This window comes from Streptomyces sp. NPDC032091 (assembly GCF_055580265.1).
In genome coordinates this window covers 15,152-30,559 of record NZ_JBVILR010000037.1, presented here as the reverse complement: position 1 = coordinate 30,559, position 15,408 = coordinate 15,152, and the positions used below count along the sequence as shown (strand labels likewise).

The following is a 15,408-nucleotide window of genomic DNA, read 5'->3' as shown; positions in this document are numbered from 1 at the left end:
GGCTACGGGCGCGGGGCGCCGGAGGAGGCGTCCGCGTCCACGGGCGGGAAGTCCGCCGAGTCGGTGGGGGTGACGACCAGCGCGCGGCGCTCGGTCGCCGAGAGCCGCACCACCAGGTGGCGGCGCCAGGCGTCGTCGCGGTCGGGGTGGTCCTCGCGCCAGTGGCAGCCGCGGGTCTCGGCGCGCCGCTGGGCGGCGGCGACCAGGACGCGGGCCACGCACAGCAGGTTGGTCGCCTCCCAGGTGTCCACGCCCGGTTCGGCCGTCTTCCCGTGGCTCTCCAGCTCGCCCAGGGCCGTCGTGTACAGGGTCTCCAGCGCCTCCGCGGCCTCGGCGAGGGACTCCGCGGAGCGCAGTACGCCGGCGCCCCGGGTCATGATCCGCTGGACCTCGTAGCGGGCCGTCGCGGGCTGGAGCGGGCCGGTGGCGGGCACGGGTATGCCCGGGCCGCTGCCCTCGGCGGCGCGGGAGGTGATGTCCTCGGCGATCCGCTCGGCGAAGACCAGGCCCTCCAGGAGGGAGTTGGAGGCCAGGCGGTTCGCGCCGTGCACACCGGTGCAGGCGACCTCGCCGCAGGCGTACAGGCCGGGCACGGTGGTGCGGCCGCGCAGGTCGGTGCGGACGCCGCCGGAGGCGTAATGCGCGGCGGGGGCGACCGGGACGGGCTCGGTCACCGGGTCGATGCCGTGGGCGCGGCAGGCGGCGAGGATCGTGGGGAAGCGGTTCTCCCACATCTCGGCCCCGAAGTGCCGGCCGTCCAGGTACATGTGGAGCGTGCCCTGCTCCTGCATGCGGCGCGTGATGGCCTTGGCGACGATGTCGCGCGGGGCGAGCTCGGCGAGCTCGTGCTGGCCGACCATGAAGCGGACCCCGTCGGCGTCGACGAGGTGCGCGCCCTCGCCCCGTACGGCCTCCGAGACCAGGGGCTGCTGGCCCTCGGCGTCCGGACCCAGGAACAGGACGGTCGGGTGGAACTGGACGAACTCCAGGTCGGAGACCTCGGCGCCGGCGCGCAGCGCGAGGGCGACGCCGTCGCCGGTGGAGACGGACGGGTTGGTGGTCGCGGAGAAGACCTGGCCCATGCCGCCGGTCGCGAGGATCACGGCGGGGGCGTGGACGGCGCCGACGCCGTCGTGCTGGCCCTCGCCCATCACGTGCAGGGTGACGCCGGCCGTGCGGCCCTCGGCGTCCTGGAGCAGGTCCAGGACCAGCGCGTTCTCGACCGTCTCGATGCCGGCGGCGTGCACGGCCTCGACGAGCGCGCGGGAGATCTCGGCGCCGGTGGCGTCGCCGCCCGCGTGCGCGATCCGGCGGCGGTGGTGGCCGCCCTCGCGGGTCAGCTCGATCTCGCCGGTCTCGGCGGAGGTGTCGAAGACGGCGCCGGCGGCGATGAGCCGGCGCACCGCGTCCGGGCCCTCGGTGACCAGCACCCGTACGGCGTTCTCGTCGCACAGCCCGGCGCCTGCGACCAGGGTGTCGTCCAGGTGCTGCTCGGGGGTGTCGCCCTCGCCGAGCGCGGCCGCGACGCCGCCCTGGGCCCAGCGGGTGGAGCCGTCGTCGAGGCGGGCCTTGGTGACCACGACCGTACGGCGGCCCGCGGCGGCGCAGCGCAGCGCGGCGGTCAGGCCCGCGACGCCGGATCCGACGACCACGACGTCCGCCTCGACGGCCCAGCCGGGGGCGGGGGCGTGCAGCCGTATACCGGTGCCTGCGGCGCCCTGGGTGGCTGGGCTGCCGGGAGTGCCTGTGGTGCTCACGCGTGTACTCCGAACTCCAATGGGATGTTGTCGATCAGCCGGGTCGTGCCGACCTTCGCCGCGACGGCCAGCACGGCCTGTCCGGTGAAGTCGGGGCCGACGTCGGTGAAGTCCTTCGGGTCCACCAGGGCCAGGTAGTCCAGGACCAGCGGCGGCTCGTGCCGGCCCGCCTCCTCCAGGACGTGCCGGGCCGCGGCCCGTACGGCGTCCGGCAGGCCGGCGGCGCCGGTGGCGGCCGCCGACACGGCGTGGGCGTCGGCGGAGGCGCGGATCTCGCCGAGCCGGGCCAGCGCGGTGGCCCGCTCGTCGCTGGCGGGCGAGGCCTCGGCGCGGGCGCGCAGCGCGGCCTGCGCGGCGAGCCGGTCGCGGCCGGCGAACAGGGCGCGGGAGAGGGCGAGGGCGGCGTGCCGCTCGGCCGGGGAGAGGTAGCGGTTGCGGGAGGACAGGGCGAGCCCGTCGTCCTCGCGGACGGTGGGGACGCCGGCCACCTCGACCGGGAAGTTGAGGTCGGTCACCATGCGCCGGATCAGCGCCAGCTGCTGGGCGTCCTTCTGGCCGAAGAGGGCCAGGTCGGGGCGGGTGAGGTGGAGCAGCTTGGCGACCACGGTGAGCATGCCGTCGAAGTGGCCGGGGCGGGTGGCACCCTCCAGCCGCTCCCCCATCGGTCCGGCGGTGATCCGCACCTGCGGATCGCCGCCCGGGTAGACCTCGTCGACGGAGGGCGCGAACACGGCGTCGGCGCCCGCCCCCTCGGCGAGGGCGAGGTCGGCGTCGAGGGTGCGGGGGTAGCGGTCGAGGTCCTCGTTGGCCCCGAACTGGAGCGGGTTGACGAAGACGGTGACGACGACCTGCCCGTCGGGGCCGGCCTGCTCGCGGGCGCTTCGCACGAGGGTGGCGTGGCCCTCGTGCAGGGCTCCCATCGTCATCACGACGGCCCGGCGGCCGGTGCGCGGCAGCTTGTGGAGCTCTTCGGCGGTGTTCAGCAGCCGGAGCGGGCCGGTCATCGTTCCCCACCCTTCGGTTCGGAGTCTGCGGTGTCGGCGAGGACGCCGAGCAGGTCCTCGGCGAGCTCGGGCTTGAGCAGGCCGTGCGCCAGGGCCCGGTCGGCGGTGGTGCGGGCCATGGCGAGGTACCCGGCGACGGTGCCGGGGGCGTGCTTGCGCAGCTCGGCGACGTGCGCGGCGACGGTGCCGGCGTCCCCGCGGGCGACGGGGCCGGTCAGGGCGGCGTCGCCGGAGCGCAGGGCGTTGTCCAGGGCCGCGCCGAGGAGCGGGCCGAGCATCCGGTCGGGGTGGCCGACGCCGGCGGTGCGCAGCAGCTCCATGGCCTGCGCGACCAGGGTGACCAGGTGGTTCGCGCCCAGGGCGAGGGCCGCGTGGTAGAGCGGACGGCTCTCCTCCGCGATCCACTCGGGCTCCCCGCCCATCTCGATGACCAGGGCCTCGGCGGCGAGCCGCAGCTCCTCGGGGGCGGTCACCCCGAAGGAGCAGCCGGCCAGGCGCTGCACGTCCACCTCGGTACCGGTGAAGGTCATCGCCGGGTGCAGGGCCAGCGGCAGGGCGCCCGCGCGGCGCGCGGGGTCCAGCACGGCGGTCCCGTACCGGCCGGAGGTGTGCACGAGGAGCTGCCCGGGGCGCACGGCCCCGGTCTCGGCGAGTCCCTCGACGAGCCCCGGCAGGGCGTCGTCCGGGACGGTCAGCAGCACCAGCTCGGCCCGCTCCAGCACCTGCGCGGGGCTGACCAGCGGGACATCCGGCAGCAACCGGTCGGCCCGGCGCCGCGAGGCGTCGGAGACTCCCGAGACGGCGACGGGGTGGTGCCCGGCCTGCTGGAGGGCGCGGGCCAGCGCGGGTCCGACCCGGCCGGCACCGACGACGCCGACGGAGAGCCGGGCCGGGCGCTCTTGCTGCGATGAGTTCACGCGGGGAATGCCTTCCGTTCCAGTCCGCGGGGGGTACCGGACGATACGTCGCCATGCTAGGCCCTCGGCCGGGGGCACCGCCGGTCAGGCCCGGGCCCCGGAGGGGCCGGGAAACCGTTCGGGGCGGCCGGGTCGGGCGGGGGATGATCGGGGGCGTGACTGGCGGCGTGAGCGACGGGTGGGACGGGCATGACTGACGCGACGGATGCGATGGATGCGGCTGACGTGACTGACGTGACGGCTGCGGGTCCGGGTCCGGGTTCCGGTTCGGCTGGCGAGGGGGACGTGGGCCCGGCCGACGGGACGGCGGAACCGGCCGACCGGGCCGTGGCGGCGTGGCGGGCGGCCTCCCGGACGCTGACCCGCAGCCACAGGACCGAGACCGTCGGGGAGCTCCTGGCGGCGCTGTCCGACGCCCCCTACGACCTGGACGCGCCCGCCGACCTCTACGGCGACGGGGTCGTCGCCGAGCTGGAGCGACGGGTCGCCGACCTGCTGGGCACCGAGGACGCCGCCTTCTTCCCCAGCGGGACGATGGCCCAGCAGATCGCCCTGCGCTGCTGGGCGGGCCGCACCGGCAACCGCGTGGTGGCCGTGCACCCCATGGGCCACCCCGAGCGGTGGGAGGGCGGCGCCCTGTCGGCCGTGTCGGGGCTGCGCACCGTCCACCCGGTGCGGGAGCCGCGCCAGCCGACGCCGGAGGAGGTCCGCGACCACCCCGAGCCGTTCGGCACTCTGATGCTGGAGCTGCCGCTGCGCGACGCGGGCTTCCTGCTGCCCTCGTGGGAGGAGCTGACGGGGCTCGTGGACGCCGCCCGGGAGCGGGACGCGGTGGTCCACTTCGACGGGGCCCGGCTGTGGGAGTCCACCGTCCACTTCGGCCGCCCCCTGGCGGAGATCGCCGGGCTGGCCGACTCGGTCTACGTGTCCTTCTACAAGTCCCTGGGCGGGCTGAGCGGGGCCTGCCTGGCGGGGGCCCGCGGCTTCGTGGAGGAGACCCGCGTCTGGCGCCACCGGTACGGGGGCCAGGTCTTCCGCCAGTTCCCCCAGGCCCTGTCGGCCCTGGCCGGGCTGGAGCGGGAGCTGCCCCGGCTCCCGGCGTACGTCGGGCAGGCCCGGAGGGTCGCGGGGGCGCTGCGGGAGGGCTTCGAGGCCGCCGGGGTGCCGTGGTTCCGGATCAACCCGGAGGTCCCGCACACGCACCAGTTCCAGGTGTGGCTCCCGTACGGGCCGGACCTGCTGACCGAAGCGGGCACACGGCTGGCGGAGGAGGAGGGCACGGTCCTGTTCGGCCGCTGGTCGGCGGAGGGCGTCGCGCCGGGCCTGTCGATGACGGAGGTCACGGTGACGCAGCCGGGCCTGGCCTGGACCGCGGAGGAGGTCCGGGCGGCGGTGACGGGGTTCATGGAGCGGGTGCGGGAGCCCGGGGGCGGGGAGCGGCGGGGCTGAGCGGGGGTCCCGGTCCTCCCCCGGCACCGGCCCGCGCCCGGTGTCTCAGCATGCTCGGGTGCGGTGGACGAAGCGGCTCAGGGCGTGGCGCCAGGGGTGGGTGGTGGGGGCGCCCGAGACGGCGGCTTCGAACTGGGCCGCCGTGCGCAGCGAGCGCAGGGTGGCCAGGTCGTCGCGGCCCGGGGGCGGTGGCGGAGGGGTGCCGTGCTGGGACGCGCGGTAGGTGTCGATGAGGTACTGCTCCAGGGCGGTCATGCCTCCACCCTCACCCCGTCGGCCGCAGTCCGCCCGTCGATTGACGGGAGCCGTCAATCGACGCCTCCCACCTGCGGCGGAGCGCGCGCCGGGCCCCTCGGACGGCGGTGCGCGGGCCCGTCAGCCGGCGCCCGCCCCGGGGGTCCCCTCGGGGGCCGCGGCGGACAGAATGGGGCGATGAGCGTGACCATCGACATCGCCGGGCTCCCCGCGGAGCGGATCTCCTTCGCGTCCTCCCCGCTCGCCGAGCTCTGCATGACCCTGCACGCGCTCTCGCAGCCCGCCCACCACCCCGCGCTGCACTCCTGGACGAGGAGCACTACGGCCTCGCTCGACCCCTGCTTGGCCGAGCGCCTCCTGGAGGCCGACTTCATGTGGCGCAGTTCTTTCTCCGACGTCTTCATGGCCTTCGCCGGCGTCCCCGGCGGCAGCGGCCGCCCCGGGGCGACGCTGGCCGAGGAGCTGGACGTCCTCGACCGGATGGACGACGAGCGGTTCGTGCTGGCGGCGCTGGAGCACTGCTGGCTGGCCCTCTACAACGAGGGTGGCGCGCCGTCCCCGCTCACCGACGCGACCGCGCGGGCGAAGGCACTGGAGACGGCGGCGGCGCGCGGTCCGGCGCGGCTGGAGTTCACCCGGCGGCTGCTGGACGACCCCTCGGCCGTGCGCGTCTGGCTGCGCCGGCTGCTGGAGGACTGCGACGAGGCCTTCTTCGCCGAGACCTGGCGGCGGATCGAGCCGCGGCAGACCGCGGACGTCCGGCACAAGACGGAGGTGCTGCGCCACCGGGGGCTGGCGGCGGTGCTGAAGGAGGTGTCGTCGGCGCTGAGCGTGGACGAGGCGCACACGGTGATCACGGCCGACAAGATGGTCAACGGGCAGGCCACCGCCACCGATCCGGCGGTGGGGCCGGGGCTGCTGTTCATCCCGACGAACTTCGGCTGGCCGCACCTGCTCGTCCTGCACGCGCCCGGCTGGATGCCGGTGGTCCACTACCCGCTGGGGTCGCCGGAGCTGGCCTCCGAGCCGCCGTCGGTGGAGCAGGTGCAGCGCCGGATGGAGGCGTTGGCGCACCCCATGCGGATGATGCTGTGCCGCAGCCTGGCCCGGGCCCCGTACACGACCAGCGAACTGGCGCGGGTGTACCGGATATCCGCGCCGGAGGTGTCCCGTCACCTGGCCGTCCTGAAGCGGGCGGGGCTGGTCCACACACACCGTCAGGGGCGGTACGTGCAGCACCAGCTGGACCTGTCCGTGGTCGCCCGCATAGGACCCGATCTCATCGAGGGCATCCTCCGCTGAACCACCGTCGGTCCGGCCTCCGGACGGTGGCCGGATTTCGCCGTTTCCCGTCGGCGCGGATGTACCGATATCCGGATTTCACAAACCGGAAGCAGTGAAAACCCTGGCGACGGTGGTCGATTGCTGCCTAACGTGCCCCCACCGCTCGCCCCGCAGTCGTCCCACAGTGGTCCCGTCGTCGCTCCGTGCTGGGAAAGGATCTCCATGCCCTCTCGCCGTATAGCCGCAGCCACCGCCGCCATGGCGGCCGCGGCCCTCGTCTCCCCGCTGCTCCTCGCCGGCCCCGCCGGCGCGTCGAGCCCGCAGAGCGACGCCGCCCGGGGGGACGCCCTGGCCAGGAAGCTGGTCAAGGAGGCGACCGGCAAGGGCGCCACCAACCATCTGAAGGTCTTCCAGTCGATCGCCGACTACAACAAGGGAACCCGCGTGGCGGGTTCGAAGGGGCACGAGCAGTCCGCCAAGTACGTCGAGGGCGTCCTGAAGGCCGCCGGGTACGAGGTCTCGCGGAACGAGTTCGACTTCGTGTACGTCGAGACGATCGCCGAGACGCTGAAGGTGAACGGCGCCGGCGGACGCGACGTCCCGCTCAAGCTCATGACGTACACGGCGAGCGGGCCGGAGGGCGGGATCACCGCCCCGGTCGCGGTCGTACCGGTCGACGCGGACGGCTCCAACGGCTGTGACGCCGCCGACTTCGCGCCCGGCGCCTTCACCGGGAGGATCGCCCTGGTCAAGCGCGGCGGCTGCACCTTCGCCACGAAGCAGGCGAACGCGGCGGCGGCCGGCGCGGTCGGCGCCGTCATCTACAACAACACCGCGGGCGCCCTGAACGGCACCCTCGGCGACCCGAACGCGGGCAAGGTCCCGACCGGCGGCATCAGCCAGGCCGACGGCGAGAAGCTGGCCGCGGAGGCCGCCGCCGGGCCGGTGGACGTCACCCTGGACGTCCGCCAGTTCCGCGAGACCCGCAAGACCTGGAACGTCATCGCCGAGACCAAGGGCGGCGACGCGGACAACACGGTCTTCCTCGGCGCCCACCTGGACTCGGTCGCCGCCGGCCCGGGCATCAACGACAACGGCTCGGGCTCGGCCGGCATCCTCCAGGTCGCGCAGCGGCTCGCGAGCGAGCAGAAGAAGATCAAGAACAAGGTCAAGTTCGCCTGGTGGTCGGCGGAGGAGTTCGGCCTGCTCGGCTCGGAGGCGTACGTGGCCTCGCTGACGCCGGAGCAGAAGAAGCAGATCAAGCTGTACCTGAACTTCGACATGATCGCCTCGCCCAACGCCGCCTACTTCGTCTACGACGGCGACGACTCCGACAAGGTCGGCTCGGGCCCCGGCCCGGAGGGTTCGGCGCAGCTGGAGAAGCAGATCACCGACTTCCTCGACGCGCAGAAGATCCCGCACGAGGGCAGCGACTTCACCGGCCGCTCCGACTACGGCCCCTTCATCGAGGCGGGCATCCCGTCCGGCGGTACGGACACCGGCGCCGAGGGCATCAAGACCGCGGCGCAGGCCGCGAAGTTCGGCGGTCAGGCGGGCGTCGCCTACGACGTGAACTACCACGGCAAGGGTGACGACATCACCAACATCGACCAGAAGGCGCTCGACATCAACGTCGACGTGATCGCCAACGCGGTGGGCCACTACGCCTACGACCTGGCCCCGCTGTCGCAGCCGGTCGTCTCGAAGCCGACCACCGGCTCCGGCAACGGCGGCGGCCTGCGTCCGGGCCACGACCACGAGGCCGCCGAGTAGGGGACCGCGGGGCGGGGGACCGCGGAGGGGCCGGCTTTCCGGGGGGATGCCGGCCCCTCCGCCCTGCCCCCGCCCGGCACTACGCCCCCGGAGCCCCAGGAGCCCCAGGAGCCGGAGCCCCCGCCCACCCGGCCGTGACCTCCGTGATCGCGCGCGCCACCTCGTCGCGCCGGCCGGGGTCCGCCCGGACGGCGCGGGCGAGTTCCAGGTGCAGGAAGCGGGTGCCGAGCTCGGCGGCCAGCCGGCCCTGGACGTTGCCCCGGCCCGACATCCGGCAGCCACCGCTCCAGGCCCGGCAGGGGCGCACGCCCCGGGCGGCCAGGCCGGCGGCGAGCCGTGCGGCGTCGGCGGTGGCGGCGTCGCCCGCGCCGGTGGAGACGACGGCCCCGGTGCCGGGGACGGTGGAGTCGGCGAAGCCGTGCAGCTGGATGCCGGGCAGGCCCCGCCGGGTCAGCTCGGCGATGACGGCGTGGAAGACGGAGTCGGTGCGGTGCGCCACGTCCGCCTCCCCGGTACCGCCGCCGGATCCGGAGCCGTCCCCGGCCGCGTCGCCCTCCTCGGAGTCCGCCTCGCCGCCGCCCGGGCCGCCGGCCGCCTTGCGGTGGGCGCCCGCCAGGACCATCACCCCGCCCGGGGCCGCGCGCAGGACCGCGACCCCGAGCCGCTCCGTGTCCTGGTCGGCGATCGGGTGCGGGACCTGGACCGACCAGCGCACCGGGGCGCCGAGGTCGACGTAGACCCGGCCCCAGCCCCGGGCGGCGGAGCCGGAGTCGGGCGCGGCGTCCGCGACCTCCGCGTAGCGGCGTCCGCCGGGGCCGTCGGTGAAGGTGTCGACGCGGTAGTCCACCGCGGTGAGCCGGGTCCGGGCCTTTTCGATGTTCCCGTCGAAAAGGTCGGAAACCCCCTCCACCAGCACATCCCTTTCGGCCCGCGCCGGGGTGCGGTAGCCGCCCCGCACCCCGAACGCGGAGGTGAATCGGGTCACCCGGTCCAGGAGATCCGTGGCCTGCGCCACAGGCTGCGGAGCGGACGGCTCCACCCTTTTGCCTGAATTGCCCGGAAGAAAAGCGACATAGCCGACGACCGCGATGATCATTACGCAAATAATCACGGCGATCGTTATATTTCTGGTCAGCTTCGGCCTCGTCACTGGCCGAAAATATCCGAATGCCTCCCCGCCCCGTCCGACCGGTCTCCCCCAGGGCCCTCACCGCGCTCCTGTGCGCGCCGCTGAGTCTCGCCCTCGCGGGATGCGGCCTGCTCGGCGGGACCGGCGGCGGTGCCGGCGGTGCGGCGTCCGGCGGCGGGAGCGGCCGGTCCTTCTCCGTCGCCGCGGCCGGAGACATCCTGGTCCACCCCCAGCTCACCGACCAGGCCGCCCGGGACGCGCGCGCGGCCGGGCACACGGGATACGACTTCGACCGGATCATGGCGGGCGTCAAGCCGGTCATCAGCAAGGCCGACCTCGGGATCTGCCACATGGAGCCGGTCCTCGGCGAGCCCGCCGGCCCCTTCCAGACCTACCCCGACTTCCTCGTCCCGCCGCAGATCGCCAAGACGGTCAAGAACATCGGCTACGACACCTGCTCCACGGCCTCCAACCACACCCTCGACCACGGTCCCGAGGGCGTCCAGCGCACCCTCGACACCCTCGACCGCGAGGGCCTCAAGCACACCGGTTCCGCCCGCAGCCAGCAGGAGGCGGACCGGCCGAACATCCTGGACGTCAAGGGCGTCAAGGTCGCCCAGCTCTCCTTCGCCTCCGGCTTCAACGGCCGCGAGGTCCCCGGGGACAAGCCCTGGCTGGCCAACCTCGTCAGCGTCAAGGCCGTCGCCGCCGCCGAGAAGCGGGCCCGCGCGGCCGGCGCCGAGGTGGTGATCCTCTCCGTCCACTGGGGTCGCGAGCACCAGCCCGACCCCAGCGGGCCGCAGCGGGAACTCGCCCGCGCCATCGCCCGGGACACCGGGGTCGACCTGGTCATCGGCCACCACGCGCACGTGGTCCAGCCGATGGAGAAGATCGACGGCACCTGGGTCGCGTACGGGCTCGGCAACCAGCTCGCCCGCCACGACGTGCCCAGCGGCCTCACCGAAGAGGGCGCCATCGGCTGGTTCGACTTCACCGAGAAGAACGGGAAGTGGGAGGTGGCGGCCCGCTTCGTGCCGACCTACACCGACATCCCGCCCGACCCCGAGGGCACCCCCGGCACCGACCTGCCCGGCACCAGGCCCGCCCCCGTACGCGACCACCGGCTGGTCGACGTGGCCGCCGCCCTCGCCTCCGGGACGACGCCCGACGGCAAGAAGCTGCTGCCCGAGCAGCGCGCCCGCTACCGCCTGGCCTTCGAACGCACCCGGGGCACCCTGCTCAACCGCGGCGCCGCCAAGGACGGCCTGCGCCCGCTCCGGGAACTCCCCGACTGACCCGGCACCCCCGTACGCCTCCTCCCCCTCACCCGCACCACCCGAGCCCGCCGGAACCACCCGCCCCGGCGCTCACGACCTCCCCCGCCAGGAAGGACCCCCCGCTGTGGCCGCTTCGCCCGCCAAGCGACGGCGCAAGGCCCGCCGCAGGGCCGACATGTCCCTGCTCGGCGGCATCAGGCCCCCGATCACCGTCCTGTCGGTCCTGCTGCTCGCCCTGGCGGGGTTCACCGCGATGAGCCTGGGCAGCGTCCGCGAGGACCGGCTGCCGAAGGCCGTCCTCACCTCCCAGCAGCACTTCGCCGAGGACGGCGCCATCGCCCTGCGCGCCTCCCTGGACGAGAGCGTCACCGACCTCGACCGGGCCGCGGCCCTGTTCTCCGCCGGCAAGCCCGTCGCCCCCGACGCCGTGCTCGACCGGATCGGCAGCGTCTACCAGAAGTGGCGCGGCACCGCCGTCGTCGAGATCGGCTCGGGCCGGCTGCTCGCCGCCCGCGGCGAGAACCTGCCGCTGACCGCCGTCGACCGCACCAAGCTCTCCGGCGAGGGCGGCCTCGCCCCCCGCATGGTCACCCTCGCCAACGGCGAGACCCGCCTGCTCACCCTGGCCCTGCTCACCTGGAAGGACCAGCCGCAGCAGCTGCTGGTCGCCTCCAGCAGCCTGCGCTTCCCGGGCATCAGCCTCGGCAACCTCCGCAGCATCGCCGTCGTCGGCGCCGACGGCACCGTCCTGAGCACCGACGGCATACCCGAGCCCGAGATGCTCCTCAGCGACAACCGGCGCGCCGACGTCAAACGGGACACCAAGCAGCTCGCCTCCTTCGCCAAGACCGCCGCCAAGAAGACCCGGGCCAACCCGCTCACCGTCAAGGAACCCGGCTCCGGCGGCTTCCCCGGCGTCAGCGGCAGCCTGACGGGCGGGGTGACCAGCGGTGAACGCGCCGCCGCCGGGTACGCCCGCCTCTCCGGACCCGAACCCGGCGTCGGCACCAGCGCCACCAGCCTGGACCTGACCGTCGTCGCGATGACCGACATCGCCCAGAACCCGTCCCGCGCGACCGACGCCTTCGCCGGACTGGTCCTGGCCGGGGCGCTGCTCCTGGTCGGCGCGCTCGTCATCGCCCTGCTCCTCGCCACCGTGCAGCGGCCGCTGATCACCCTGTTCCTGGAGAGCCGCCGGCTCACCCGCGGCGACCTCACCCGCCCCGTGACCATCCCCCGCGGCGGCGAGGCCGCCCGGATCGCCCTCGCGCTGGACCGGCTGCGCGGCCAGCTCCGCGACCTCGACCTCGACGGCGGCGGCGCCCCCGCCGCGCCCGGGGCCCGCGGCAGGGACAAGAGGCGTACGGGCGCCCGTACGCTCGTCGCGGTCTGCGCGGTGCTGCTCCTGGCCTGGTGCCTGCCGCTGGGCCTGCTCGTCAACCGGGCCGGGGACTCCGTCGTCGTACCGCAGCAGCTCGTCAACGACCAGCGCGAGCGCACCGACACCCTCAACGACCGGGTGCGGCGCGCCCTCAACGAGGGCCAGGCCGACCTGGCGTCCGTGGGCGCGCTGATGGGCTCCGACGCCGATCCCGACCGGATGTCCGACGTCCTGGAGCACACCCTGCGCGAGCACACGCGCTACGCCTCCCTGTACGTCCTCGACGGCTCCGGCAAGGCCCTCGCCCAGGCCGGCGGCCACCCCCGGGCCCCCCTCGGCAAGGGCCCCCGCAAGGAGCCGGTCGCCCTCTACGAGGGCGCCAAGGAACCCGTCATCATCGCCACGGCCGAGATCCCCGGGCGGACCGGCACGGCCGTCGTCGGCGAGTTCCGCATCGACTTCCTCAACGCCCTCCTCAAGCGGCCCGGCCTCGGCGAGATCCGGGTCGTGGACGCCAAGCACCGCGTCATCGGCTCCAACAGCGGCTACCGGGCCTTCCAGGGCCTGGGCGACGACCGCCTCGACGCCCTCGTCCAGGGCTCCTCCCTCAAGGTCGGCGCGGCCCCCAAGCCCGGCGGCGTCCTCTACCGCAGCGGCGGCGACCACGTCATCGCGGCGGCCGCGCCCTTCTCGGGCGGCGGCGCGGCCGGCGACCTGAAGTGGAGCGTGGTCAGCTGGCAGTCCGCCAAGGGCCTGGCCATCAGCGAGTACAGCCTCCAGAACCGCACCGTCCTCGCCGGGCTCCTCGGCTTCGCCGTCGGCGCGGCCTGCCTGGGCTGGCTCCAGATCATCGTGGTCGCCCCGCTGCGCGAACTCGCCCGCCGCGCCGAGGCCCTCGCCGACGGCGACCGCCGCACCGTGCTCTACCCGCGCCACCACGACGAGGTCGGCGCCGTGACCCGCAGCCTGGAGATCATCCGCCAGCAGCTCCAGCAGGGCGGCCGGCGGCGCGGACGGCAGCGGACGACGACCGACACCGGGGGAGCGGCCGCCCCCTCCGCCCGCCCGGCCGGAAGGAACTGATCCCCCGTGCTCTTCCTCTACTGCGTGCTGCTCGTCAGCTGCCTGATCATGCTGGTCGCCGGCATCGTCGAGCAGCGGCGCCACTTCGCCAACCTGGAGCGGATACCGAACCGGGTGCTGGTCAACGGCATCCGCGGCAAGAGCTCCATCACCCGGCTGTGCGCGGGGGCCCTGCGCGGCGGCGGTCTGACGACGGTCGCCAAGACCACCGGCACCGCGGCCCGGTTCATCCACCCGGACGCCACCGAGGAGCCGGTCTACCGCAAGTTCGGCATCGCGAACGTCGTCGAGCAGATCGGCATCGTGCGGCGCGCGGCCGCGTACCGGCCGGACGCGCTGGTCATGGAGTGCATGGCGGTCATGCCGGCGCTCCAGGAGATCAACCAGTCCAAGCTGATCCAGTCGACCATCGGCGTCCTGTGCAACGTCCGCGAGGACCACGTCGCCGAGATGGGCCCCACCCTGGACGACATCGCGCGCTCGCTGTCGCGGTCGATGCCGTACGGGGGGATCTGCGTGACCGCCGAGAAGGAGCGCTTCGACGTGCTCCAGGAGGAGGCGGACGCGCGGGACTGCCGGCTCGTCTACGCCGACCCGGAGACGGTCTCGGACGAGGAGCTGCGCGGATTCGGCTGGTTCACGTTCAAGGAGAACGTGGCCATCGCGCTGACCGTCGCCGAACTGCTGGGCGTGGACCGGGCCACCGCCCTGAAGGGCATGTACGAGGCCCCGCCGGACCCGGGCGTGCTGTCGGTGGAACGGTACCTGGCGCCGGGCGGCAAGCGGCTGCGGTTCGCGAACGTCTTCGCGGCGAACGACCCGGAGTCCACGCTGATGAACATCAACCAGCTGCTGGACCTGGGCGCGGTGGACCGCCCCCTGAACGTGGTGATCAACTGCCGGCCCGACCGGGTCGAGCGCAACGGGCAGATGGGCGCGATCGTTCCCGACCTGCGGCCCGACAAGGTGTTCGTGATCGGGCACCCGTCGAAGAGCGCCATCGACGCGATCCCGGCCGAGTGGCGCGACCGCGCGGTGGACCTCGGCGGCGAGCAGCGCGACGGCGAGGAGTTCGTGCACGAGCTGCTCGCGCACCTGGGCGAGCACTCCTCCCTGGTGGCCATCGGCAACATCCACGGGCAGGGCGAGGTCCTGCTGGAGCACCTCGCGGAGCTGCCGCCGGACGAGACGGAGGACGCCCCGTCGCCGGCCGAGGCGGAACCCCCGGCCCCGTCCTTCGCCCGCCCCTTCGACCCCTACGCGGACACCCCCGACCCGTACGCGGATACGCCCGACCCGTACGCGGCCCACCCGGCGGGGACCGCCGACCCGTACGCGCACCCGGCGCACGCGCAGGACCCGTACTGGCAACCCGTCCAGGGGCAGCAGCCGTACGGGGGCCCGCCCGCGCAGGACCCGTACGCGTACGGGCATCCGCAGCCGCTGCCGCACCCCCACCCCCACCCGCAGCCCGCGCAGCCGCAGCCTGCGGCCGACCCGTACGGGATCGCCGCCGCCACCCCCGTTCCGGCCTGGCCGCAGCCGCAGCCGCAGTCACCGCCGCAGTACCCGTACATCCCAGGAGAGCCCCGTTGATCCCCGCCGTCCTCACCCCGGAGATCGCCGCGATCGGCATCGCCCTGGGCCTGCTGTTCTCCCTGCTCTGCTACCTCACCACCAACCTCTCCCCCGGCGGCATGATCACCCCCGGCTGGCTGGCGCTCACCCTCGTCGAGGACCTCCAGCGCGCGGCCCTGGTCCTGGGCATCACCGTGCTGACGTACCTGCTGACCCTGCTCACCCAGCGGTTCGTGATCCTCTACGGCAAGCGCCTGTTCGCCGCCGTCGTCCTGATCGGCGTCCTGCTCCAGGCCACCGTGGTGATCGTGCTCCAGCTGGAGTTCCCGCTCCTCTACGCCAACCAGACCCTCGGCTTCATCGTCCCCGGCCTGATCGCCTACCAGCTGGTCCGCCAGCCCAAGGGCGCCACCCTCCTCGCCACCGGCAGCGCCACGCTCATGACGTACGTCGTCCTGACCGCCGGGATCCTGCTCGGCGTCATGCCCACCGCCTGACCCCGCACCGCCCCCACCCCCGGA

At 74.4% G+C, this 15,408-nt stretch carries 12 protein-coding genes; 7 read left to right on the top strand and 5 right to left on the bottom strand.

The features are described from left to right. Positions 1 to 2: 2 nt before the first annotated feature. From ACZ5NJ_RS36155 to ACZ5NJ_RS36145, 3 genes are read right to left on the bottom strand one after another with little or no spacing between them, the layout of a single operon-like run. Positions 3 to 1,757: an L-aspartate oxidase gene (locus ACZ5NJ_RS36155; RefSeq protein WP_468770796.1), complete on the bottom strand. Its 1,755-nt coding sequence runs from the start codon at positions 1,755 to 1,757 to the stop codon at positions 3 to 5. Further along, the gene (gene panC, locus ACZ5NJ_RS36150; RefSeq protein ID WP_468770794.1) at positions 1,754 to 2,761 is read right to left on the bottom strand and encodes a pantoate--beta-alanine ligase; all 1,008 of its coding nucleotides are present in this window, start codon (positions 2,759 to 2,761) and stop codon (positions 1,754 to 1,756) included. Before panC ends, ACZ5NJ_RS36155 begins: the two co-directional genes overlap by 4 nt. After that, complete coding sequence (locus ACZ5NJ_RS36145) at positions 2,758 to 3,678, bottom strand: Rossmann-like and DUF2520 domain-containing protein (protein ID WP_468770792.1); 921 nt, start codon at positions 3,676 to 3,678, stop codon at positions 2,758 to 2,760. The genes panC and ACZ5NJ_RS36145 overlap by 4 nt, the downstream gene beginning before the upstream one ends. Positions 3,679 to 3,867: 189 nt before the next feature. Here ACZ5NJ_RS36145 and ACZ5NJ_RS36140 point away from each other — a divergent pair, with 189 nt between their 5' ends. Then, positions 3,868 to 5,127: a threonine aldolase family protein gene (locus ACZ5NJ_RS36140; RefSeq protein WP_468770790.1), complete on the top strand. Its 1,260-nt coding sequence runs from the start codon at positions 3,868 to 3,870 to the stop codon at positions 5,125 to 5,127. A gap of 45 nt (positions 5,128 to 5,172) precedes the next feature. On the opposite strand, the gene ACZ5NJ_RS36135 is transcribed toward ACZ5NJ_RS36140, so the two are convergent. After that, positions 5,173 to 5,382 carry a hypothetical protein gene (locus ACZ5NJ_RS36135; protein WP_468770786.1) on the bottom strand — a complete coding sequence of 70 codons (210 nt, stop codon included), beginning with the start codon at positions 5,380 to 5,382 and terminating at the stop codon, positions 5,173 to 5,175. Positions 5,383 to 5,559: 177 nt separating this feature from the next. Between ACZ5NJ_RS36135 and ACZ5NJ_RS36130 the strand changes: the two genes are divergently transcribed. Next, positions 5,560 to 6,684, top strand: coding sequence for a DUF5937 family protein (locus tag ACZ5NJ_RS36130; RefSeq protein WP_468770785.1), 1,125 nt, complete (start codon positions 5,560 to 5,562; stop codon positions 6,682 to 6,684). 204 nt (positions 6,685 to 6,888) lie between these two features. After that, positions 6,889 to 8,439 carry a M28 family metallopeptidase gene (locus ACZ5NJ_RS36125; RefSeq protein ID WP_468770783.1) on the top strand — a complete coding sequence of 517 codons (1,551 nt, stop codon included), beginning with the start codon at positions 6,889 to 6,891 and terminating at the stop codon, positions 8,437 to 8,439. A gap of 79 nt (positions 8,440 to 8,518) precedes the next feature. On the opposite strand, the gene ACZ5NJ_RS36120 is transcribed toward ACZ5NJ_RS36125, so the two are convergent. After that, positions 8,519 to 9,424: a hypothetical protein gene (locus ACZ5NJ_RS36120; protein ID WP_468770782.1), complete on the bottom strand. Its 906-nt coding sequence runs from the start codon at positions 9,422 to 9,424 to the stop codon at positions 8,519 to 8,521. 182 nt (positions 9,425 to 9,606) lie between these two features. On the opposite strand from ACZ5NJ_RS36120, the gene ACZ5NJ_RS36115 reads away from it, so the two are divergent. From ACZ5NJ_RS36115 to ACZ5NJ_RS36100, 4 genes are all read left to right on the top strand, one after another. After that, entirely contained in the window at positions 9,607 to 10,863 is a 1,257-nt protein-coding gene (locus ACZ5NJ_RS36115; protein ID WP_468770780.1) for a CapA family protein, read from the top strand. A 157-nt stretch (positions 10,864 to 11,020) separates the two neighbouring features. Next, positions 11,021 to 13,309 (top strand): HAMP domain-containing protein, encoded by a 2,289-nt coding sequence (locus ACZ5NJ_RS36110; protein WP_468770851.1) that lies wholly within the window; start codon positions 11,021 to 11,023, stop codon positions 13,307 to 13,309. A gap of 6 nt (positions 13,310 to 13,315) precedes the next feature. Beyond that, a complete protein-coding gene (gene pgsB / locus ACZ5NJ_RS36105) occupies positions 13,316 to 14,905 on the top strand; it encodes a poly-gamma-glutamate synthase PgsB (protein ID WP_468770778.1) in 1,590 nt (529 codons plus the stop codon). Then, entirely contained in the window at positions 14,902 to 15,384 is a 483-nt protein-coding gene (locus ACZ5NJ_RS36100) for a poly-gamma-glutamate biosynthesis protein PgsC/CapC (RefSeq protein WP_468770777.1), read from the top strand. Before pgsB ends, ACZ5NJ_RS36100 begins: the two co-directional genes overlap by 4 nt. Positions 15,385 to 15,408 lie beyond the last annotated feature (24 nt).

Excerpts from the sequence above, each read along its gene's own strand:
- ACZ5NJ_RS36130 (WP_468770785.1), top strand. The coding sequence starts at position 5,560 with ATGAGCGTGACCATCGACATCGCCGGGCTCCCCGCGGAGCGGATCTCC.
- ACZ5NJ_RS36140 (WP_468770790.1), top strand. The coding sequence starts at position 3,868 with ATGACTGACGCGACGGATGCGATGGATGCGGCTGACGTGACTGACGTG.
- ACZ5NJ_RS36135 (WP_468770786.1), bottom strand. The coding sequence starts at position 5,382 with ATGACCGCCCTGGAGCAGTACCTCATCGACACCTACCGCGCGTCCCAG.
- ACZ5NJ_RS36110 (WP_468770851.1), top strand. The coding sequence starts at position 11,021 with ATGTCCCTGCTCGGCGGCATCAGGCCCCCGATCACCGTCCTGTCGGTC.
- panC (WP_468770794.1), bottom strand. The coding sequence starts at position 2,761 with ATGACCGGCCCGCTCCGGCTGCTGAACACCGCCGAAGAGCTCCACAAG.
- ACZ5NJ_RS36125 (WP_468770783.1), top strand. The coding sequence starts at position 6,889 with ATGCCCTCTCGCCGTATAGCCGCAGCCACCGCCGCCATGGCGGCCGCG.
- ACZ5NJ_RS36115 (WP_468770780.1), top strand. The coding sequence starts at position 9,607 with ATGCCTCCCCGCCCCGTCCGACCGGTCTCCCCCAGGGCCCTCACCGCG.